General features: G+C 68.1%; 9 protein-coding genes. All 9 read left to right on the top strand.

Annotated elements, in window-relative coordinates; all coding sequences use genetic code 11:
• Positions 1-6: 6 nt before the first annotated feature.
• The 9 genes from ileS (at position 7) to GH681_RS11720 (ending at position 24326) form a co-directional block, all read left to right on the top strand.
• The gene (ileS, locus tag GH681_RS11680) at positions 7-2811 is read left to right on the top strand and encodes an isoleucine--tRNA ligase (RefSeq protein ID WP_153161655.1); all 2805 of its coding nucleotides are present in this window, start codon (positions 7-9) and stop codon (positions 2809-2811) included.
• 31 nt (positions 2812-2842) lie between these two features.
• Positions 2843-3337: a signal peptidase II gene (gene lspA, locus GH681_RS11685; protein ID WP_228111884.1), complete on the top strand. Its 495-nt coding sequence runs from the start codon at positions 2843-2845 to the stop codon at positions 3335-3337.
• A complete protein-coding gene (locus GH681_RS11690) occupies positions 3334-3765 on the top strand; it encodes a peptidylprolyl isomerase (protein ID WP_153161657.1) in 432 nt (143 codons plus the stop codon). Before lspA ends, GH681_RS11690 begins: the two co-directional genes overlap by 4 nt.
• Positions 3766-3782: 17 nt before the next feature.
• Positions 3783-4715, top strand: a complete 933-nt coding sequence (ispH, locus tag GH681_RS11695; RefSeq protein ID WP_153161658.1) for a 4-hydroxy-3-methylbut-2-enyl diphosphate reductase — start codon at positions 3783-3785, stop codon at positions 4713-4715.
• 30 nt (positions 4716-4745) lie between these two features.
• Positions 4746-5057, top strand: a complete 312-nt coding sequence (locus GH681_RS11700; RefSeq protein ID WP_153161659.1) for a hypothetical protein — start codon at positions 4746-4748, stop codon at positions 5055-5057.
• Positions 5058-5268: 211 nt separating this feature from the next.
• The gene (locus GH681_RS11705) at positions 5269-7473 is read left to right on the top strand and encodes a type I secretion system permease/ATPase (RefSeq protein ID WP_153161660.1); all 2205 of its coding nucleotides are present in this window, start codon (positions 5269-5271) and stop codon (positions 7471-7473) included.
• A 4-nt stretch (positions 7474-7477) separates the two neighbouring features.
• Positions 7478-8896 carry an HlyD family type I secretion periplasmic adaptor subunit gene (locus GH681_RS11710; RefSeq protein WP_153161661.1) on the top strand — a complete coding sequence of 473 codons (1419 nt, stop codon included), beginning with the start codon at positions 7478-7480 and terminating at the stop codon, positions 8894-8896.
• A 19-nt stretch (positions 8897-8915) separates the two neighbouring features.
• On the top strand, positions 8916-9542 hold the full coding sequence (locus GH681_RS11715) for a response regulator transcription factor (RefSeq protein WP_153161662.1): 627 nt from the start codon (positions 8916-8918) through the stop codon (positions 9540-9542).
• A gap of 231 nt (positions 9543-9773) precedes the next feature.
• Positions 9774-24326, top strand: coding sequence for a VCBS domain-containing protein (locus GH681_RS11720; RefSeq protein WP_153161663.1), 14553 nt, complete (start codon positions 9774-9776; stop codon positions 24324-24326).
• The last annotated feature ends 121 nt before the right edge of the window (positions 24327-24447 follow it).

The raw sequence follows: 24447 nt of genomic DNA on the forward strand, positions 1-24447 counted from the left end.
AGAACCATGTCCCAGAAGCGCAACGACCTCAACCTGCCCGACACTCCCTTCCCCATGCGGGGCGATCTCGCCAAGCGCGAGCCGGGCTGGATCGCCGACTGGCAGCAGAAGAAGCTCTACCAGAAGATCCGCAAGGCCTCGGCCGGCCGCCCGAAGTTCGTCCTGCACGACGGCCCCCCGTACGCCAACGGCAACCTTCACCTGGGCCATGCCCTCAACAAGATCCTCAAGGACATCATCGTCCGGTCCAAGACACTGGCCGGGTTCGACGCACCTTACGTGCCCGGCTGGGATTGCCACGGCCTGCCCATCGAGCACAAGATCGAAGTCACCCACGGCAAGGGTCTGCCCGCCGATAAGGTACGCGAACTGTGCCGGGCCTACGCCACCGAACAAGTGGCAGTTCAGAAGAAGGAATTCATCCGCCTCGGTGTGCTGGGAGACTGGGACAACCCCTACCTGACCATGAACTTCGCCAACGAAGCCGGCGAAGTGCGGGCGCTGGCCGAGATGGTCAAGCGCGGCTGGGTCTTCAAGGGCCTGAAGCCCGTCAACTGGTGTTTCGACTGCGGCTCCGCGCTGGCCGAGGCCGAGGTTGAATACCAGGACAAGCAGAGCCCCGCCATCGACGTGGGCTTCGTGTGCGCCGAGCCCGAAAAGCTCGCTGCCGCCTTCGGCCTCGCCGCCCTTCCCGCCGGCAAGGACGCCTACGCCGTCATCTGGACCACCACGCCCTGGACGATCCCGTCCAACCAGGCGCTCAACGTGCATCCCGAGCACGAATACGCGCTGGTGGACACCCCCCGCGGCCTGCTGGTGCTGATGGCCGAGCTCACCGAATCCAGCCTCAAGCGCTTCGGCCTCGAAGGCACCGTCGTCGCCAGGACCAACGGCGACAAGCTCGACCACATCACCTTCCGCCACCCGTTCTACGACCGCGTCTCGCCGGTCTTCGTGGCCGACTACGTGGGCCTCGATGCCGGTACCGGCATCGTCCACTCGGCCCCGGCCTATGGCGTGGACGACTTCAACTCCTGCAAGGCCAACGGCTTCACCAACGACGACATCCTCAACCCGGTGCAGAGCAACGGCGTCTATGCCGAATCCCTGCCCTTCTTCGGCGGCCTGCACATCTGGAAGGCCAACCCGGTCATCGTCGAAAAGCTGCAGGAAGTGGGCGCGCTGTTCTCCCACGAAAAGATCAGCCACAGCTACATGCACTGCTGGCGCCACAAAACGCCGCTGATCTACCGCGCCACCGCCCAGTGGTTCGTAGGCATGGATATCAAGCCCAACGGCGGCCCCAGCCTGCGTGAGCTCGCCCTTGGCGGCGTCGATGCCACCCAGTTCTTCCCGTCCTGGGGCCAGGCCCGCCTGCACGCCATGATCGCCAACCGTCCCGACTGGTGCATCTCGCGCCAGCGTAACTGGGGCGTGCCGATCCCGTTCTTCCTCCACCGCGAGACCGGCGAACTCCACCCGCGCACCGTCGAGCTGATGGAAGAAGTCGCCAAGCGCATCGAGCAGGAAGGCATCGCCGCCTGGTTCAAGCTCGACGCCGCCGAGCTGCTGGGTGACGAAGCCGCCCTGTACGAAAAGATCAGCGACACGCTGGACGTGTGGTTCGACTCCGGCACTACCCACTGGCATGTGCTGCGTGGCTCCCACAATGACGGCCACGCCACCGGCCCGCGCGCCGACCTGTACCTCGAAGGCTCCGACCAGCACCGCGGCTGGTTCCACTCGTCGCTCCTCACCGGCTGCGCCATCGACGGCCACCCGCCCTACAAGGCGCTGCTGACCCACGGTTTCACCGTCGACCAGCAAGGCCGCAAGATGAGCAAGTCCCTGGGCAACACCATCCTGCCCCAGGAAGTCACTGAAAAAATGGGAGCCGAAATCCTCCGCCTGTGGGTTGCCTCGACGGACTATTCGGGCGAGCTCGCCATGTCCAAGGAGATTCTCGACCGGGTGGTCGAATCCTACCGGCGGATCCGCAACACCCTGCGCTTCCTGCTCGCCAACACCGCTGACTTCAGCCCGCAGGCCGACATGCTGCCGGTGGAGGAGTGGCTGGAGATCGACCGCTACGCGCTGGCGCTGACCCGCAAACTACAGACCCAGGCCGAGGCCGATTACGGACGCTTCGAGTTCCATCGTGTCGTCCAAGCGCTGCAGAACTTCGCCTCTGAAGACCTCGGCGCGGTGTATCTCGACATCCTCAAGGATCGCCTCTACACCACCCAGGCCAACTCCACCGCCCGTCGCGCCGCCCAGAGCGCCCTGTGGCACATCCTCCAGTCGGTGGTCAAACTGATGGCGCCGATCCTCTCCTTCACGGCTGAGGAAATCTGGCTGCTGCTGGGCAAGGACGCCGACGACAGCGTGATGCTGCACACCTTCCACACCCTGCCGGCCCAGGAAGGCGAAGACACCCTGCTCGACAAATGGACGGCCATCCGCGCCATCCGCGCCGACGTGCAGAAGGAAATCGAAGCCGTGCGCGCTGCCGGCCAGGTGGGCTCGTCCCTGCAGGCCGAAGTCGAGATCCGCGCCGCGGGCGGCCGTTACGACCTGCTCGCCAGCCTCGACGACGACCTGCGCTTCGTGCTGATCTGCTCGAAGACCACCCTGGTGAAGGCCGCCGACGAAGCCGCCGAAGCCATCGTCGTCACCCCGTCCACCCACGCCAAGTGCGACCGCTGCTGGCACTACCGCGCCGATGTCGGCCACGATGCCGCGCATCCGGAACTTTGCGGCCGCTGCACGTCCAATCTGCACGGTGCCGGCGAAGCCCGCAGCGCCGCCTGACCCCACAACCCGAAAGCCTGGAGCCCCGCCCTTGAAACTTCGCCTCGGCAACTGGATCGGCCTGTCGGCCATCGTCGTCCTCGTGGATCAACTGACCAAGCATCTGGTGCGCGGCGAGCTGCGCACCGGCGAGGTCATCCACGTCACCGACTGGTTCGATCTGGTGCTGGCCTTCAATCCGGGCGCCGCGTTCAGCTTTCTGGCTGATCAGGCCGGCTGGCAGCGCTGGTTCTTCGTCGCCCTCGCCACGGTCATCTGCGGCTGGCTGCTGCGCCTCCTCGCCCGGCATCAGCACGAGTTCCTGCAGCCGCTGGCCTTTTCGCTCATCATCGGCGGCGCCATTGGCAACGTCATCGACCGCTTCGTGTTCGGCGCGGTGGTCGACTTCCTGTATTTCCACGTCGGCCGCTACGGATGGCCGGCATTCAACGTGGCGGACTCGGCCATCTGCGTGGGTGTCACGCTGATGCTCGTCGCCCAGTTCCGCGAAAGCCGCCACGCCCCCATCCAAGAGAAACTTTCATGACCCAGATCGTCCAGCCCGACAGCCTTGTCACCCTCCACTACCGGATCTCCCTCGACAACGGCCAGTCGCTCATCAGCACCTTCGAGACCACGCCGGCCACCATGCACCTGGGCCGCGGCGATCTGCTGCCGACCCTCGAGCGCTGCCTCGCCGGCACCGCCGTGGGCGAACACCACACTTTCCTGCTGCAGCCCGACGAAGCCTTCGGCGCCTATCGCGACGACCTCGTCGAGAAGGTCCGCCTCGAAGACTTCCCCGATGGCGCCGCCGTCGAACCGCTGGTCATCATGGAGTTCACCGCCCCCGATGGCACCCGCTACCCCGGCCTGATCCGCGAAGTCGGCGACACCCACGCCACCATCGACTTCAACCACCCGCTGGCCGGCAAGGCGATCCGCTTCGAAGTCCAGATCATCGGCGTCAACTGAGCGACACGAGGAAAGCCATGGAAGTCCTGCTCGCCAATCCCCGCGGTTTCTGCGCCGGCGTCGAACGTGCCATCGAGATCGTCGAACGGGCGCTGGCCCAGTTTGGCGCACCGATCTACGTGCGCCATGAAGTCGTCCACAACCGCTTCGTCGTCGAAGGCCTGCGCGCCAAGGGCGCCATCTTCATCGAAGACCTCTCCGACGTGCCCGCCGGCAACACCGTGATCTTCAGCGCCCACGGCGTGCCCCAGTCGGTGCGCGCCGAGGCCGACGCCCGCGGCCTGCGCGTGTTCGATGCCACCTGCCCGCTGGTCACCAAGGTGCACCTCGAAGTCGGCCGCATGCGCGACCAGGGCCGCGAAGTCATCATGATCGGCCACAAGGGCCACCCGGAAGTCGAAGGCACCATGGGCCAGGTGAAGGACGGCATCCACCTCGTCGAGAACGCCGCCGACGTGGCGGGCCTCGTCGTCGCCAATCCGGACATGCTCGCCTACGTCACCCAGACCACCCTCTCGGTGGACGACGCCGGCGCCATCGTCACGGCCCTGCGCGAGCGCTTCCCGAACATCGTCGGCCCCAAGAAGGACGACATCTGCTACGCCACGCAAAACCGCCAGGACGCCGTTAAGTTCATGGCGCCCCAGTCCGATCTGGTGCTGGTGGTGGGCTCGGTCAACAGCTCCAACTCCAACCGTCTGCGTGAAGTGGCCGAGCTCCTCAACGTGCCCGCCTACCTCATCGACAACGCCGAGGCCATCGATCCGGTCTGGATCGTCGGCAAGCGCCGCATCGGCGTCACCGCCGGCGCGTCGGCGCCGGAAGTGCTGGTCGAATCCGTCATCGCCCGCCTCAAGGCGCTGGGTGCCGCGTCCGTCCGCGCCCTCGAGGGCGTGCCCGAGCGCATCACCTTCCCGCTGCCCAAGGAACTCCAGACGCCCGCGGCCTGAGACCGTCCGTCCTCCAACCCCGGAGCCGCCATGCCCTACGTCCAACGCGATGCCACCGGTCGGGTCGTTGCCCTCTTCACCGAGGCCGGCCCCGGCCACGAGGAAGAGCTCCCCCTCGGCCACCCGGACACCGCCGCCCTCACCGGCTCGGGCGATTTCGCCCGCCTCGATGCCGACCTCATCCGCGTCATCGAGGACGTGGTGGACGTGCTGATCGACCGAGGCCTGTTGCGCCTCACCGATCTACCGCCCGACGCCCAGCGCAAGCTGCTGGCCCGCAAGGGCGCCCGGGCGCGCCTGCGCCAGGGTCTCGATCTCCTCGGGCCCAGCGACATCATCTGACGCCCCACCCCGCCGGGCCCGCCAGGGGCCCGGTAGCACCACCCGGCATGCCCCGCAAAACCGTCCGGCATCGGACGCCTGAAGGCTCAAGTTCCCCCGCCCTCGCCCGTTATCCCTACAATCCGGACGTCCGCCGGCATCCCCGGCGATCTGCCCAGGCACGGCAAGCCCCTTGCCTGGTCGAGAAACGACCCCATTTACGATTGTGCCGATGACCGACGCCGCACCTTCCGCTTCTTCCGCCGCCCAAGCAGGCGGCCCTGCCCCCGTCGATGCCGACTGGCATCCGGGCGTGACGATCACCCACGACGACCCCCTGCTCGACGCGCTGGTCATCCTCACCCAGATCCACGGCAATCCCTTCACCGGCGCAGCACTCTCCGCCGGCCTGCCGCTGGTCGATAACTGCCTCACGCCGTCCCTGCTGCCCCGGGCTGCGGCCCGCGCCGGGCTCTCCGCCCGCATCGTGCGCAAGCCCGTCGAGGCGATCACCCCCAGCCTGCTGCCGGCAATCCTGCTGCTCCACGACCGCCGCGCCTGCATCCTGCTCGAACGCCTGCCGGATGGCCGCGCCCGGGTGCGTTTCCCCGAGGCCGGCGAATCCGCCGACATCCTCAGCGGCGAACAGCTCGCCGCCCTCTACACCGGGCTGGTGTGCTTCGTCCGCCCGCGCTTCCGCTTCGAGGCCCGCGCACCTCAGGTCAAGGCCGTGCGCTCGACCCACTGGTTCTGGGGCACCGTCTTCGAGAACTGGCGGCTCTACCGCGACACGCTGCTGGCGGCGCTGGTGGTCAACCTGTTCGCGCTCGCCATCCCGATGTTCTCGATGACGGTGTACGACCGGGTCGTGCCCAACCACGCGGTCGAAACCCTGTGGGTGCTGGCCGTCGGGGCGATCCTCGTGCTCGGCTTCGATTTCTGCCTGCGCACCCTGCGCGCCTACATCGTGGACACCGCCGGCAAGCGCATCGACGTGCAGCTGTCGGCCCGCATCATGGAGCGCGTGCTCGGCCTGCGGATGGACGCACGTCCAGCCTCGGTCGGCTCGTTTGCCGCCAACCTGCGCGCCTTCGAAGGCGTGCGCGACTTCATCGCCTCGGCCACCGTCACCACGCTGATCGATCTGCCCTTCGTGCTGCTCTTCCTGGTCGTGATGACCTGGATCTCCCCGTGGCTGCTGGTGCCACCGCTGGTGGGCATGCTCGCCGTGCTGTTCGTCACCCTGGTCGCCCAGGACAAGATGCACGAACTCACCGAAACCACCTACCGGGCCAGCGCCCAGCGCAACGCCACGCTGGTCGAAAGCCTCGTGGGCCTCGAAACCCTCAAGACCCTCGGCGCCGAAAGCAGCGTCCAGCGCCAGTGGGAACGCGCCACCCTGTTCATCGCCCAGGTCAGCGGCCGGCTCAAGCTGCTCTCCTCGGGCACGGTCAACTTCGCCCAGCTCATGCAGCAGCTGGTGAACATCGCGGTGATCATCGTCGGGGTGTATGAGCTCTCGGAAGGCAACATGTCGATGGGCGGTATCATCGCCGCGTCGATGCTCTCCGGCCGCGCGATGGCCCCCCTGGGCCAGGTGGCCGGGCTGATGATGCAGTACCAGAACGCCCGCACCTCCCTCGCCTCGGTGGGCACCCACATGAACCTGCCGGTCGAACGCCCCGAGGGCGCCAGCTTCGTGCATCGCCCCAGCTTCACCGGCGACATCGAGTTCAAGGACGTGAGCTTCTGCTACCCCGGCCGCGACCAGGCCGTGCTCAAGAAGATCAGCTTCCGCCTCAAGGCCGGCGAGAAGGTCGCCATCATCGGCCGCATCGGTTCCGGCAAGACCACCATCGAAAAGCTGATCCTCGGCCTCTACCAGCCCACCGAGGGCGCGGTGCTGGTCGATGGCATCGACTCCCGCCAGATCGACCCCGCCGAGCTGCGCCGCGCCATCGGCTTCGTGCCCCAGGACGTAACCCTCTTCTACGGCACCCTCAAGCAGAACATCGCGATGGGCGCGCCCTTTGCCGACGACAGCGCGATCCTCGCCGCGGCAGATCTGGCCGGTGTGCGCGAGTTCGCCAACACCCACCCCCAAGGCTTCGAGATGCCCATCGGCGAGCGGGGCGAATCCCTCTCCGGCGGCCAGCGTCAGGCCGTGGCCATCGCCCGCGCGGTGCTCAACGACCCACCGGTGCTGCTGCTGGACGAACCCTCCAGCAGCATGGACCACCAGAGCGAGGAAGGCCTCAAGCAGCGCCTGCGCCGCTTTGCCGCCGGCAAGACGATCGTCCTCGTCACCCACCGCACCTCGCTGCTCGATCTGGTCGACCGGCTGATCGTCCTCGACCAGGGCCAGATCGTCGCCGACGGGCCCAAGGCCCAGGTGGTCGAAGCCCTGCAGCAGGGCCGCATCGGACGGGCGGGGTGACACCATGAAAACCCTCTTCCTGCGTCTCGCCGCCCTCTTCCAGCCCGCCTACAACGCGCTCTATCAACGCGCCTCGCGCACCTTCGACCGCATCCTCGACGGCGTCGAGAAGAAAGAGATCCACGACGACTCCGACTACATGGCCGACGCCGAATGGGCCATGTCCGAGCAAAAGCTGCGCGGCAGCCGCATCGCCGTGATCCTCACCTTCGCGGCCGTCATCATCCTCATCGTGTGGGCCGCCTTCGCCCAGCTCGACGAAGTCACCCGCGGCGAGGGCAAGGTGATTCCGTCGCGTCAGGTGCAGGTGATGCAGAGCCTCGACGGCGGCATCGTCTCGGAAATCCTCGTCAAGGAAGGCCAGCAGGTGAAGACCGGCCAGCTCCTCCTCAAGGTGGACCCGACCCGCTTCGTGTCGTCCCTGCGGGAGAACCGCGCCCAGTACATCGCCCTCCTCGCCAAGTCCGCGCGCCTCACCGCGGTGGCCAGCGGCAAGGCCTTCGTGCCGCCGCCCGAACTCATCAAGGAAGCGCCGGATCTCGTCGAGCAGGAACGCAGCGCCTACGAAAACAAGCGGCTCGAGCTCGACGCCGCCGTCGGCGTGGCCCGCCAGCAGCTTTCCCAGCGCCGTCAGGAGCTCAACGAGCTCACCGCCAAGCGCGAGCAGGCCACCCAGAGCTACAGCCTCACCGCGAGAGAACTCGAAGTCACCCGCCCGCTCGCCAAGACCGGCGCGGTGTCCGAGGTCGAGCTCCTGCGCCTCGAGCGTGACGTGGCCCGCTACCGGGGCGAGCGGGACGCCGCCGGCGCCCAGATCCCGCGCATCCAGGCCGCCATCTCCGAAGCCCAGCGCAAGATCGAGGAAGTCGAGCTCAACCTGCGTAACCAGGCCCGCAGCGAGCTCTCCGAAACCAACGCCAAGCTGGCCGCGCTGTCGGCCGGCAGCGAAGGCCTCGCCGACCGGGTCAAGCAGGCCGAGATTCGCGCACCGATGAACGGCACCGTGAAGCAGCTCTTCGCCAACACCGTGGGCGGCGTGGTGCAGCCCGGCAAGGAGATCATCGAGATCGTCCCGAGCGACGACGCCCTGCTCCTCGAAGCCCGCGTCCAGCCCAAGGACATCGCCTTCCTGCGCCCTGGCCAGCCGGCGCTGGTGAAGTTCACCGCCTACGATTTCTCGATCTATGGCGGCCTCGAGGCAACCCTCGAACAGATTGGTGCCGACACCATCACCGACGAAAAGGGCAACGCCTTCTACATCGTGCGGGTGCGCACCACCCGCAGCACCATTGGCGACGCGCAGATGCCCATCATCCCCGGCATGGTGGCCGAGGTGGACATCCTCACCGGCAAGAAATCGCTCCTCAGCTATCTGATGAAACCTGTCCTGCGGGCCAAGGCCAACGCGCTCACCGAGCGCTGAGACCCTGACCACCCCGATCATGACTGCCGAACCGCTCCTCCTCATCACCGATGACGACCTGCTCGCCCAGCGCTGGCAGGATCTCGCCCCATCCCCGCTACGCGCCCGCGGCATCGACGGGCTCGACGCCTGGCGTGCCGCCGGCCACCGGCTGGTGCTCGTGGACCTGGGCTGCGCCCGGGGCGGCACCGCGCCCGTCTGGACGCGCCCGGCCTGGCAGCGCAACGCCAGCGGGCTCGCCATTCTGGCCGCCTCGTCGACCCCCGACGACGACGAAGGCCTCGCCGTGCTCAACGCCGGCGCCAGCGGTTACTGCCATTCCCACGCACCCGCCGACACCCTGCGTCAGGCCCTCGACGTGATCGCCAGCGGCGAACTGTGGGTCGGCCGCGCCCTGCTCTCGCGCCTGCTGCGGCTGGTGGATACGCGCCTGCCCCGCACCGGCCTCGCCGACTGGGCCACGCCGCTCACCGAGCGCGAGCGCGAAGTCGCCCAGCTGGCTGCCGTCGGTGACAGCAACCTGTCCATTGCCCTGGCCCTTGGCATCACCGAGCGCACCGTCAAGGCCCACCTCAAGGCCGTCTTCGAAAAGCTCGACCTCTCCGATCGCCTGCAGCTCGCCCTGCGCGTCCACGGCGTACGCTGAGCGCAGGCCCCATCGCGCCCTGCACCGAACCGCCCGGTTCGGTGCCCCCACCGATTCCCGCCTCAAACCATCGCTGGATGACTGAACCGATGCGTTCAGCCATCCGAGCTTCGCGCTGCCTGCGCATCCGCGTGGCATTCATCACGCCACCTGTCCTCGTGGACAATACAGAACGCCCTCCCCCCGCCGTAAATTGCAAATCGATTGAAAACCCAAATTCCGGAGACCGTCATGGCCACCCCGTCCGCCCCGATCAACGCCACCACCAACGCCACCGCCAAGGGCACCGTCGTTTTCGTGCAGGGCGAAGCCTTCCTGCGCGACGCCGCAGGCAAGCTCACCGCCATCAAGCCGGGCGATCCGGTCGGGGAAGGCCAGGTCATCGTCACGGGGCCGGACTCTGTCGTCGAACTCCAGCTCGCCACCGGCGCCAAGGTCAGCGTCGGCGCTGATCGCGAGCTTCTGCTGAACGATGACTTCTTCGCCACCACCGTGCCGGAGCGCAGCGAGAACGTCATCTCCAGCCAGGGCGCCGAGGCCGACAAGATCATCCAGGCCCTGAACAGCGGCAAGGACCCGTTTGAAGGCATCGAAGACCCGGCCGCGGGCCTCGCCGGTGGCGGCCTGGGCGACCAGACCCACGACTTCGTGCGCCTCGTGCGGGTGCTTGAAGAAGTCACGCCGCTGGCTTTCGCGTACTCGTCCACCAGCGACGGCATCGACTTCCTGCCGCTCAACGCCGGCGCCGCCACGCCCACGACGACGACCATCGCCAACAACCCGCCGGTGGCCACCCCCGACCCGGCCGTCAGCGCCACCGAAGACACCCCGGTGAGCTTCCCGGTGCTCGGCAATGACACCGACGCCGACGGCGACCCGCTCACCGTCACCGGCGCCACCGCCAGCAACGGCACCGTCACCGTCAATCCGGACGGCAGCCTCAGCTACAAGCCGAACCCCGATTTCCACGGCACCGACACCGTCACCTACACCATCAGCGACGGCAAGGGCGGCACCGCCACCACCACCGTGACCATCAACGTAGCGCCGGTGAACGATCCGCCGGTGGCCGTGGCCGACACCGCCACCACTCGCGAAGACACCCCCGTCACCGTCGCCGTGCTCGGCAACGACACCGACGTGGACGGCGACACCCTGACCGTCACCGGCGCCACCGTCGATCCGGCCAAGGGCAGCGTCACCGTGAATCCGGACGGCACCCTGACCTTCACCCCGGCCACCAACGTCAATGGCCCGGTCACGATCACCTACACCATCGACGACGGCAAGGGCGGTACGACCACCGCGACCGCCACCGTCAATATCGCCCCGGTGAATGACCCGGCCACCGTCTCCGCGGGCGCCGGCAGCGTCAAGGAAGACACCCCGGCCCAGTCCACGACGTCCGGCACGCTCGCCATCACTGATCCGGACGCCGGCGAAGCCGCCTTCCAGCCCCAGACCAACACCGCTGGCACCTACGGCAGCTTCACGATTGCCGCCGATGGCGCGTGGTCCTACACCCTCGACAACACCAAGCCGAACGTCCAGGCCCTGAAGGAAGGCGAAACCCGCACCGAAACCTTCACCGTCCAGAGCATCGACGGCACCCCGACCACGGTCACCATCAGCGTCGTCGGCACCAACGACGGTCCCGTCGCCAACCCCGACACCGCCGCCACCAACGAAGACACCCCGATCACCTTTGCCGTCCTCGGCAACGACACCGACCCGGACGGCGATCCGCTCACCGTTACCGGCGCCACCGTCGACCCGGCCAAGGGCACCGTCACCGTCAATCCGGACGGCACCCTCACGTTCAACCCGGCCGCCAACATCAATGGCCCGGTGACGATCACCTACACCATCGCTGACGGCAAGGGCGGCGGCACCACCGGCATCGCCACCATCAATGTCGCGCCCCAGCCCGACAACGCCGTGCTCGGCACCGGCGCCGGCACCGTCAAGGAAGACACGCCCGCCCAGACCACTGCCAGCGGCACCCTCACGATCACTGATCCGGACGCCGGCGAAGCCGCCTTCCAGCCGCAGACCAACGTGGCCGGCACCTACGGCAGCTTCAGCGTGGCTGCCACCGGCGCGTGGTCCTACGCCATCGACAACACCAAGCCCAACGTCCAGGCCCTGAAGGAAGGCGAGACCCACACCGAAACCTTCACCGTCCAGAGCATCGACGGCACCCCGACCACGGTGACCATCACCGTCGTCGGCACCAACGACGGCCCCGTCGCCAATCCCGACACCGCCGCCACCAACGAAGACACCCCGGTCACCTTTGCCGTGCTCGGCAACGACACCGACCCTGACGGCGATCCGCTCACCGTCACCGGCGCCACCGTCGACCCGGCCAAGGGCACCGTCACCGTCAATCCCGACGGCACCCTCAGCTTCACCCCGGCCGCCAACGTCAATGGCCCTGTCACCGTCACCTACACCATCGCCGACGGCAAGGGCGGCACCACCACCGGCATCGCCACCATCAATGTCGCGCCCCAGCCCGACAACGCCGTGCTCGGCACCGGCGCCGGCACCGTGAAGGAAGACACCCCCGCCCAGACCACTGCCAGCGGCACCCTCACCATCACTGATCCTGACGCCGGCGAAGCTGCCTTCCAGCCCCAGACCAACGTTGCCGGCGCCTACGGCAGCTTCAACGTTGCTGCCAGCGGCGCGTGGACCTACGCCATCGACAACACCAAGCCGGTCGTCCAGGCCCTGAAGGAAGGTGAAACCCACACCGAAATCTTCAGCGTCCAGAGCATCGACGGCACCCCGACCACAGTCACCATCACCGTCGTCGGCACTAACGACGGCCCCGTCGCCAACCCCGACACCGCCAGCACCAACGAAGACACTCCGGTCACCTTCGCTGTCCTCGGCAACGACACCGACCCGGACGGCGACACCCTCACCGTCACCGGTGCTACCGTCGATCCCACCAAGGGCACGGTCGTCGTCAATCCGGACGGCACCCTCAGCTTCACCCCGGCCGCCAACGTCAATGGCCCTGTCACCGTCACCTACACCATCACCGACGGCAAGGGCGGCACGACCACGGCCACCGCCACGGTCAACATCGCCCCGCTCAACGACGACCCGCTCGCCCGCAATGACGTGAATGGTCTGGTCAAGACCGACAGCCTGCCCGCCACCGGCAACGTCATCACCAACCCGGCTGGCATCGACACCGACGTGGACGGCGACACCCTCACCGTCACCACCGTTGCCGGCGCACCGGTGAGCGGCGCCACCGTCATCACCGGCCTCTTCGGCACCCTGACGATCCAGGCCGACGGCCAGTACAGCTACATCCAGGACACCACCAACCCGGCCGTCACCGGCCTGGTCCCGGGCGCCACGCTGCAGGACAGCTTCGCCTACACCGTCGAGGACGGCCACGGCGGCAGCGCCAACGCCGTGCTGACGATCAACATCGCCGGCGCCAACACCCCGCCCGTCGCAAGCCCCGACACCGCCAGCACCGACGAAGACAAGCCGGTCACCTTTGCCGTGCTCGGCAACGACACCGATCCCGAAGGCGACGCGCTCACCGTCACTGGGGCCACCGTCGATCCGACCAAGGGCACGGTCACCGTCAATCCGGACGGCACCCTCAGCTTCACCCCGGCCACCAACGTCAATGGCCCGGTGACCATCACCTACACCATCGCCGACGGCAAGGGCGGCACCACCACCGGCACCGCCACGGTCAACATCGCCCCGCAGCCCGACAGCGCCACCCTTGGCACCGGCAGCGGCACGGTGAAGGAAGACACCCCGGCTCAGTCCAGCGCCTCCGGCACCCTCACGATCACCGACCCGGACGCCGGCGAATCCACCTTCAAGCCCCAGACCAGTGTCGCTGGCTCCTACGGCAGCTTCAGCATCGCCACCAACGGCGCCTGGACCTACGACATCGACAACACCAGGCCGAACGTCCAGGCCCTGAAGGAAGGCGAAACCAAGACCGAAACCTTCACCGTCCAGAGCGCTGATGGCACCCCGACGACCGTCACCATCACCGTCGTCGGCACCAACGATGGCCCGGTCGCCCAGCCCGACACCGCCACCACCGAAGAAGACAAGCCAGTCACCTTCGCGGTCCTCGGCAACGACACCGACCCCGACAGCGATCCGCTCACCGTCACCGGCGCCAGCGTCGACCCGACCAAGGGCAGCGTCACCGTCAATCCGGACGGCACCCTCAGCTTCAGCCCGGCCGCCAACGTCAATGGCCCCGTCACCGTCACCTACACCATCAGCGACGGCCACGGCGGCACCACCACCGGCACCGCCACCATCAACGTCACCCCGCTGCCCGACAACGCGGTGATGAGCGCCGGCACCGGCACCGTCAAGGAAGACACCCCGGCCCAGTCGTCCGCCTCCGGCACCCTCACCATCACCGACCCGGACGCTGGCGAAGCCGCCTTCCAGCCCCAGACGAACGTCGCCGGCACCTATGGCACCTTCAGCGTGGCCGCCAACGGCGCCTGGACCTACGACATCGACAACACCAGGCCGACTGTCCAGGCCCTGAAGGAAGGCGAAACCAGGACCGAGACCCTCACCGTCCAGAGCGTCGACGGCACCCCGACCACGGTGACCATCACCGTCGTCGGCACCAACGACGGCCCGGTCGCCAATCCCGACACCGCCAGCACCAACGAGGACGTCCCCGTCACCTTCGCCGTGCTCGGCAATGATTCCGACCCCGATGGCGACACCCTCACCGTCACCGGCGCCACCGTCGACCCCGCCAAGGGCACCGTCACGGTCAATCCCGACGGCACCCTGCGCTTCGTCCCGGCCAACAACGTCAATGGCCCGGTGACCGTCACCTACACCATCGCCGATGGTCACGGCGGCACGACCACCGGCACCGCCACCATCAACGTGGCGCCGGTCAACGACCCCGCCACCATCAGCAGCGGCGTCGGCAGCGTGCAGGAAGACACCACCCTGATCGCCAAGGGTGTGCTCACCATCACCGACCCCGACGCCGGCGAATCCGCCTTCCAGGCCCAGACTGGCACACCGGGTACCTTCGGCGCCTTCTCCATCGACGCCAGCGGTAACTGGACCTACACCCTCGACAACGGCAACCCCGTCGTCCAGGCCCTCGCCACCGGCGACAGCCGCACCGAAACCTTCACCGTCCGCGGCGTCGATGGCACCCCCAGCACCGTCGTCGTCACCATCCTCGGCACCAACGAAGTCATCGGCGCGCCGGGCCTCGGCGTCGTGAAGGAAGACAACCCGATTACCGCCGACGGCAAGCTCACCGCCAGCGGCGGCGCCAGCTTCGTGCCGCAACCGGCCACCCCGGGCACCTACGGCAGCCTCACCCTCAACCCGGACGGCAGCTGGACCTACACCCTCAACAACGCGTCCAACCTCGTCCAGAGCCTCGGCGACGGCCAGACCCGCATCGAAACCTTCCCGGTCGCCCTGTCCGACGGCACCACCAGCACCATCACGATCACCGTCGTCGGCACCAACGACCCGGCCATCGTCACCCCGGGCCTCGGCACCGTGGTCGAAGACACCCAGCTCACCACCGGCGGCACGCTGGTGATGACCGACGCGGACGCCGGCGAAACCGGCTTCCGGCCGCAGCCCGTGGTCGCCGGCCTGTACGGCGTGTTCGCCCTCGACACCGCCGGCAACTGGACCTACACCCTCAACAACGCGAACCCGACCGTCCAGGCCCTCGGCGTTGGCGAGACCCTCACCGAAACCTTCCCCGTCGCCACCCTCGACGGCACGCCCAGCACCGTCACGGTCACCATCCAGGGCACCAACGACGGCCCGATCGCCCTGCCCGACACCGCCGCCACCAATGAGGACGTGCCGGTCACCTTCGCGGTCCTCGGCAATGACTCGGACCCGGACGGCGATACCGTCACCGTCACCGGCGCCACCGTCGACCCGACCAAGGGCACCGTCGTCGTCAATCCCGACGGCACGCTCACGTTCAACCCTGCCGCCAACGTCAATGGCCCGGTCGCCATCACCTACACCATTGCCGATGGCCACGGCGGCACCACCACCGCGACCGCCACGGTGAACATCGCCCCGATCGCCGACCCGGCGATCCTCGGCACCGGCACCGGCACGGTGAAGGAAGACACCCCGGCCCAGACCAGCGCCTCCGGCACCCTCAGCATCGTCGACCCCGACGCCGGCCAGGCCGCCTTCCAGCCCCAGACCAACACCGCCGGCACCTACGGCAGCTTCAGCGTCGCCGCCTCCGGCGCCTGGACTTACGCCATCGACAACACCAAGCCCGTCGTCCAGGCCCTGAAGGAAGGTGAGACCAAGACCGAAACCTTCACCGTCCAGAGCATCGACGGCACCCCGACCACCGTCACCATCAACGTCGTCGGTACCAACGATGGCCCGGTCGCCAACCCCGATACCGCCAGCACCAACGAAGACGTGCCGGTCACCTTCGCCGTCCTCGGCAATGACTCGGACCCCGACGGCGATACCCTCACCGTCACCGGCGCCACCGTTGATCCCACCAAGGGCACCGTCACCGTCAATCCGGACGGCACGCTGAGCTTCACCCCGGCCGCCAACGTCAATGGCCCGGTGACCATCACCTACACCATTGCCGACGGCCACGGCGGCACCACCACCGCGACCGCCACGGTGAACATCGCCCCGATTGCCGATCCGGCAATCCTTGGCACCGGTACGGGCACCGTCAAGGAAGACACTCCGGCCCAGACCACCGCCTCCGGCACCCTCAGCATCATCGACCCCGACGCTGGCCAGGCCGCCTTCCAGCCCCAGACCAACGTCGCCGGTACTTACGGCACCTTCTCGGTCGCCACCACCGGCGCCTGGACCTACACCGTCGACAACACCAAGCCCGTCGTCCAGGCCCTGAAGGAAGGCGAGTCCAAGACCGAAACCTTCACCGTCCAGAGCATCGACGGCACCCCGACCACCGTCACCATCAACGTCGTCGGCACCAACGATGGCCCGGTCGCTAACCCCGACACCGCCAGCACCAACGAAGACGTCCCGGTCACCTTCGCGGTCCTCGGCAATGACTCGGACCCGGACGGCGATACCCTCACCGTCACCGGCGCCACCGTCGATCCGACGAAGGGCACCGTCTCGGTCAATCCCGACGGCACCCTCAGCTTCACCCCTGCCGCCAACGTCAATGGCCCGGTCGCCATCACCTACACCATTGCCGATGGCCACGGCGGCACCACCACCGCAACCGCCACGGTGAACATCGCCCCGATCGCCGACCCGGCGATCCTCGGCACCGGCACCGGCACGGTGAAGGAAGACACCCCGGCCCAGACCACCGCAACCGGCACCCTCAGCATCGTCGACCCCGACGCCGGCCAGGCCGCCTTCCAGCCGCAAACCAACGTCGCCGGTACTTACGGCACCTTCAGCGTCGCCACCACCGGCGCCTGGACCTACACCGTCGACAACACCAAGCCCGTCGTCCAGGCCCTGAAGGAAGGTGAAACCCGCACCGAAACCTTCACCGTCCAGAGCATCGACGGCACGACCACCACGGTCACCATCAACGTCGTCGGCACCAACGACGGCCCAGTCGCTAACCCCGACACCGCCAGCACCAACGAAGACGTGCCGGTCACCTTCGCCGTCCTCGGCAACGATTCGGACCCTGACGGCGACTCCCTCACCGTCACCGGCGCCACCGTCGACCCGACGAAGGGCACTGTCACGGTCAATCCGGACGGCACGCTCACCTTCAACCCGGCCGCCAACGTCAATGGCCCGGTGACCATCACCTACACCATCAGCGACGGCCACGGCGGCACCACCACCGCGACCGCCACGGTGAACATCGCCCCGATCGCCGATCCGGCGATCCTCGGCACCGGCACGGGCACGGTGAAGGAAGACACGCCCGCGCAGACCACCGCCTCCGGCACCCTGAGCATCGTCGACCCCGACGCCGGCCAGGCCGCCTTCCAGCCGCAAACCAACGTCGCCGGTACTTACGGCACCTTCAGCGTCGCCACCACCGGCGCCTGGACCTACACCGTCGACAACACCAAGCCCGTCGTCCAGGCCCTGAAGGAAGGTGAAACCCGCACCGAAACCTTCACCGTCCAGAGCATCGACGGCACCCCAACCACCGTCACCATCAATGTCGTCGGCACCAACGATGGTCCGGTCGCCAACAACGACACCGCCACGACGAAGGAAGACACGCCTGTCACCTTTGCGGTGCTCGGCAACGATGGCGATCCCGACGGCGACACCCTCACCGTCATCGGTGCCACCGTCGATCCCAGCCTGGGCACGGTCGTCGTCAATCCGGACGGCACGCTCACGCTCACCTTCAAGCCGGCCATCGACTACAACGGGCCGGTCGAGATCCAGTACACGATCTCCGACGGCCACGGCGGCACCGCAACGGCCATCGCCACCGTCACGGTCGAACCGATGCCCGACACCGCCATCCTTGGCACCGGCGCCGGTACCGTGCAGGAAGACACCCCGGCCCAGACCACCGCCACCGGTACGCTGACGATAATCGATCCGGACGCCGGCGAAGCCGTATTCCAGCCCCAGACCAACGTCGCCGGCACCTACGGTACGTTCTCGGTCGGCACGGGCGGCGCCTGGATCTACACGATCGACAACAGCCTGCCGGCCGTTCAGGCCCTGAAGGAAACCGACAGCAAGCTCGAAGTCTTCACCGTCAAGAGCGCCGACGGCACCGAAACCACCGTCACCATCACCGTCAAGGGCACCAACGACGGCCCGGTGGCGCAGCCTGACACCGCAACCACCAACGAAGACACCCCGGTCACCTTCGCCGTCCTCGGCAATGACTCGGACCCGGATGGCGACACCGTCACCGTCACCGGCGCCACTGTCGACCCGACCAAGGGCACCGTCACCGTCAACCCGGACGGCACCCTCACCTTCAATCCGGCCGCCAACGTCAATGGCCCGGTCACCGTCACCTACACCATCTCCGATGGCCACGGCGGCACCACCACCGGCACCGCCACTGTCAATGTCGCGCCCCAGCCTGACAACGCCGTACTTGGCACCGGCACCGGCACCGTCAAGGAAGACACGCCCGCGCAGACCACCGCGACCGGCACCCTGAGCATCGTCGACCCCGACGCCGGCCAGGCCGCCTTCCAGCCCCAGACCAACGTCGCCGGCACCTACGGCACCTTCTCCGTCGCCACCACCGGCGCCTGGACTTACACCGTCGACAACACCAAGCCCATCGTCCAGGCCCTGAAGGAAGGTGAGACCAAGACCGAAACCTTCACCGTCCAGAGCATCGACGGCACGACCACCACCGTCACCATCAACGTCGTCGGCACCAATGACGGCCCGGTGGCCAACCCCAACACCGCCAGCACCAGCGAGGACGTCCCCGTCACCTTCGCCGTGCTCGGCAACGACACCGACCCGGACGGCGACACCCTTGTCGTCACCGGCGCCAGCGTCGACCCGGCCAAGGGCACGGTCACCGTCAATCCGGACGGCACCCTCACCTTCACCCCGGCGACCAACGTCAGCGGCCAGGTGGTCATCAGCTACACCATCAGCGACGGCCACGGTGGCACCAGCAGCTCCACCGCCACCATCCTAGTGGCGGCGGTCAACGACGCCCCGGTTGCGCTTGCCGACACCAACACCACCACCGAAGACACGCCGATCACCAGCACCGCGCCGGGCGTGCTCGCCAACGACACCGACCCGGACAGCCCGACGCTCACCGTCACCGGCGCCCTCGTCGGCACCACGGGCACCTTCAGCGCGGTCAGCGGCGCCGGCCTCACCCTGGCCGGCACCTACGGCACCCTGGTGATCCACACCGACGGCAGCTACACCTACACCCCGGGTGCCGCCGCGCAGGCCCTCAACACCGGCACCACGGTGCAGGACGTCTTCAGCTACCGGGCCAGCGACGGCGCGCTCACCAGCACCGCCACGCTCACCATCAACGTCACCGGCGCCAACGACGCGGCCCAGATCAACGGGCCGCTCGCCGGCTCCGTCAAGGAAGACACCGCCGGCCAGCTCGTCGCCAGCAACTCCCTGTTCGTGACCGACGTGGATAACCCGGCCGCCTTCAACCCGGCCACCGTCACCGGCACCTACGGCAGCTTCAGCATCAACGCCGCGGGCGACTGGACCTACACCCTCAACAACAGCGCCCCCAACGTGCAGGCCCTGAAGGAAGGCGACACTCGCGTCGAAACCTTCACCGTCAGCACGGTGGATGGCACCACCCGCGCCATCACCATCGACGTGCTCGGCACCAACGAGCGTCCCGCCGTCACCGCCGCCAGCGCCACCGGCAGCGAAGATCCGGCCGCGCCGATCGCCATCAGCCTTGGCGGCGCCGACGTGGATGGCACCGTCACCCAGCTGACCATCGCCGACCTGCCCGCCCACGGCACCCTGTACCGCGACGCGGCCATGACCCAGCCGATCGCAGCCGGCGCCACCCTCAGCGGCGCCACCGGCACCGTCTACTTCAAGCCCGACGCCAACTGGAACGGCAACACCAGCTTCCACTACACCGCCACCGACAACAACGGCGGCGTCTCCACCCAGGGCACGGCCAGCATCGGCGTCACCGCGGTGAACGACGCCCCGGTTGCCGCCAACGACGTGGGCAGCGTGCTTGAAGACGGCACCCTCACCGTGACCGCCGCCAACGGCCTCATCACCAGCACCGCCAACCCCGCCGGCACCGACACCGACGTGGATAGCGCCAGCCTCACCGTCACCCAGATCCGCACCGGCGCCGAAGCCGCCACGGGCACCGCCGGCACCATCGGCACCGCGCTGGCCGGCACCTACGGCACCCTCACGCTGCAGGGTGACGGCAGCTACGTCTATATCGCCAACAAGGCCGCGGCCCTGGCCGCCGGTGTCACCGCCACCGACGTCTTCACCTACCGCGTGAGCGACGGCAGCCTCAGCGACACCGCCGAACTGCGCATCACCGTCACCGGCACCAACGACACCCCGGTCACCGTCGGCACCCTGCCCAACGTCAGCGGCGTGGATGCAAGCGGCGTCAGCATCCCCACCGCCAGCGGCTTCAGCGATCCGGATAGCGGCGACGTGCTGCACTACACCGCCACCAACCTGCCGGCCGGCCTCACCATCGACCCGACCACCGGCGTGATCACCGGCACCCTCGGCGCCGGCGCCTCCCAAGGTGGCCCGTACAGCATCGTCGTCACCGCCACCGACGGCAGCGGCGCGAGCGTCAGCCAGACCTTCCAGCTCACCGTCACCAACCCGGCCCCGACGGCCGCGGCCGACACCCTCGCCGTCTCCGAGAACCTCAGCGCCGGCGGCAACGTCGTCACCGGCGTCGGCATCGGCGGCGACCGGGCCGACAGCGACCCGGACGGCGACACCCTCACCGTCACCCGCATCGGCACCGGAACCGGCACCCCGGCCACCGCAGTCACCGCCGCCGGCACCAGCGTCGTCGGCGCCCACGGCACCCTGGTGATCCACACCGACGGCAGCTACACCTACACCGCCACCGACAACACCCTGCAGGCCGGCGAGCACGCCACCGACGTCTTCAGCTACACCGTCTCCGACGGCCAGGGCGGCACCGCCACCACCACGCTCACCGTCGACGTCACCGGCACCAACGACGCCCCGGTGATCGGCGGCACGGCCCTGGGCAACGTCACCGAAGACGGCACCCAGACCGCCAGCGGCACGCTGACCATCACCGACGCCGACGCAGGCCAGTCCGGCTTCGTCGCCAAGTCCATTGGCGGTACCTACGGCTCGCTCACCATCGACGCCAGCGGCAACTGGACTTACACCCTCAACAACGGCGCCGCCAACGTGCAGGGCCTCAAGCAAGGCCAGCAGGTGGTCGACCGCATCAACGTCACCACCCTCGACGGCACCACCCGCGAGATCGCCATCACCGTCACCGGCACCAACGACGCCCCGGTGGTCGGCACCGGCACCGCCACGGTGTCGGAAGAAGGCCTCACCAACGGCGCGTCCGACAACTTTGGCACCAGCGACACCACCAACCTCACCACCGCCGGCGGCGTCATCAGCGTCAGCGATGTGGACGGCAACACCCTCACCGCCACGCTCACCCCGCCGCCGGTCGACCTCACCTCCGGTGGCATGTCGATCAGTTGGACGGGCGCCGGCACCGGCACGCTCATCGGCTCCGCCGGCGGCGTCGAGATCATCCGCGCCACCATCGCCGCCGACGGCACCTACACCGTCAAGCTCTCCGGCCCGGTGGACCACCCCGACAAGACCACCGAAGACGTCCGCACCATCAACTTCGGCGTGAATGTCAGCGACGGCGTCACCACCACCACCAGCACCCTGACGGTCAACGTCGAAGACGATGCTCCCATCGCCTCCGCCGCCACCCAGGCCATCGCCGTGGCCCCGGCCGACACCAACCTGCTGATCATGCTCGACACCTCGGCGAGCATGACCCTCAAGGACGGCGTCGGCGGCACCACCCGCCTGTCCAGCGCCATCAGCGCCCTCAACACCCTGCTCGACAGCTACGACAGCTTCGGCGAAGTGCGCGTCCGCCTGGTGACCTTCAACAGCTCCGCCCGGGAAATCGGCTCCACCTGGTTCACCGTGGCCGAGGCCAAGGCCCAGCTCGCCAAGATCACCGCCACCGGCGGCACCAACTACGACTCCGCCATCGCCGCCGGCGAAGCCGCCTTCACCACCGCGGGCAAGCTCGCCTCCGGGCAGAACATCGCCTACTTCCTGTCCGACGGCCAGCCCAACCTGGGCACCGAGATCGGCACCACCGACGAAACCGGCTGGAAGAGCTACCTGCAGACCAACCAGATCACCAGCTTCGCGCTGGGCATGGGCGTCGCCGCGATCCAGTCCTACCTCGACCCGATCGCCTACAACGGCGTCACCAGGACCAACCTCGACGGCCAGGTGATCAGCGACTTCAACCAGCTCTCCAGCGCCCTGCAGGCCACCGTGCCCACGCCAGCTGCTGGCGAGATCCTCTCGGGCGGCCTGCTGGGCGGCACCAGCGCCTTCGGTGCCGATGGCGGCCACATCCAGTCGATCACCGTCGATGGCGTCACCTACACCTACAACGACTCCGCCTCCGGCAGCATCACCGTCACCGGCGGCACCAGCCACGGCACCTTCAACACCGCCACCCAGCAGCTTTCCGTCACCACCGCCGCCGGCGGCACCCTGGTGGTGAACATGAGCAGCGGCAGCTACACCTACACCCCGATCGCCACCGTCAGCAACACCATCCACGACGGCTTCGGGTTCACGCTGATCGACAAGGACGGCGACACCGCCGCCTCGACGGTCGATTTCAACATCAGCCGCTCGGCCGAAAACGTGCTCACGGCCACCGCCACCACCTCGGCCATCGCCACCGGCAACCTCGGCCTAACCGGCGAGTTCTACGGCTACAACGACACCACCAGCAGCACCAACACCCGTGTCCATGCCGACGACACCCGCTACGGCAACCTCGACCACATCTCCGACATGGTCGGCATCATCGACGGGCGCAGTGGCCAGACCATCGTCGGCACCTACAACGCCGCCACCGCCGCCGGCGCGGACGCCACCTTCAGCGCCGACAAGCTCGACTACGGTTTCGGCTACACCACCGGCATCACCACCGCCGGCGCGGTCAATGGCAACCTGGGCAACAACCCGACGCAGCCTGGCAGCAACCTGGCGATCAACTCCGGCGCGCTGTACAACTTCCTGCGCGGCGGCACCACCGGCGCCGACACCACCGAGCTCAAGACCACCACCGGCATCGGCTACACCACCGACTCCGGCCTGCGCATGGTCGGCCTGGTCAACCTGGATGGCGGCAGCTACGACATCCGCGTGACCGCCGACGACGGCTTCCGGCTCAACATCGCCGGCAAGACGGTGGCCATGTTCGACGACATCCAGTCGCCCACCACCCGCGTGTACAGCGGCGTGTCCCTGGCCAGCGGCCTGCAGCCCATCGAGCTGCTGTACTGGGAACAGGGCGGCAACGCCCGTCTGCGCGTCGAGGTCAAGCTCTCCAGCGAAGCCGACACCGCCTACAAGACCCTGGGTACCGACGACTTCGCACTGTTCACCCCGACCAGCGCACCCACCCTGTCGGCACTCCAGGACATCATCGAGGATCCCAGCCAGAACGGCCGCTGGCTCGTCCGCACCGGCGCCCAGCTCGACGGCTCCACCGGCAACGACGACATCACCGGCACAGACGGCCGCGACATCCTCACCGGCGGTGCCGGCAACGACATCATCCGCGGTGGCGCCGGCGCCGATCTCATCAGCGGCGGCAGCGGCAACGACACCCTCACCGGTGGCCTCGGCTCCGACACCTTCAAGTGGAGCCTCGGCGACGCCGGCACCACCGCCAAACCGGCGGTCGATGCCATCACCGACTTCGACAAGGGCGTCACCGGCAGCGCCAGCAGTGGCGGCGACATCCTCGACCTGCGCGACCTGCTGCAGGGCGAGAGCCACACTGGCAACGCCACCGGCAACCTGGGCAACTACCTGCACTTCGAGAAATCCGGCGCGGACACCGTGGTGCACGTCAGCACCAACGGCGGCTACACCGGCGGCACCTTCGTCGCCGGCGCCACCGACCAGAAGATCGTCCTGCAGGGCGTGGATCTGACCAACAGCGGCGCCCTCAGCACCGATGCGCAGATCATTCAGGACCTGCTCACCAAGGGCAAACTGAGCGCCGACTGAGGCCGCCCCGGCGGCGGGGCGGCGTGAGGAGAAAGGAGTAAGGAGTGAGGAGGTCGGGGGCTGAAACGCGGTGCGCTGGCGATTAAAGGCGCAAGCGGATCGGCCAAGGCCTCCCTACTCC

The organism is Zoogloea sp. 1C4 (assembly GCF_009469605.1).
GTDB lineage: Bacteria > Pseudomonadota > Gammaproteobacteria > Burkholderiales > Rhodocyclaceae > Zoogloea > Zoogloea oryzae.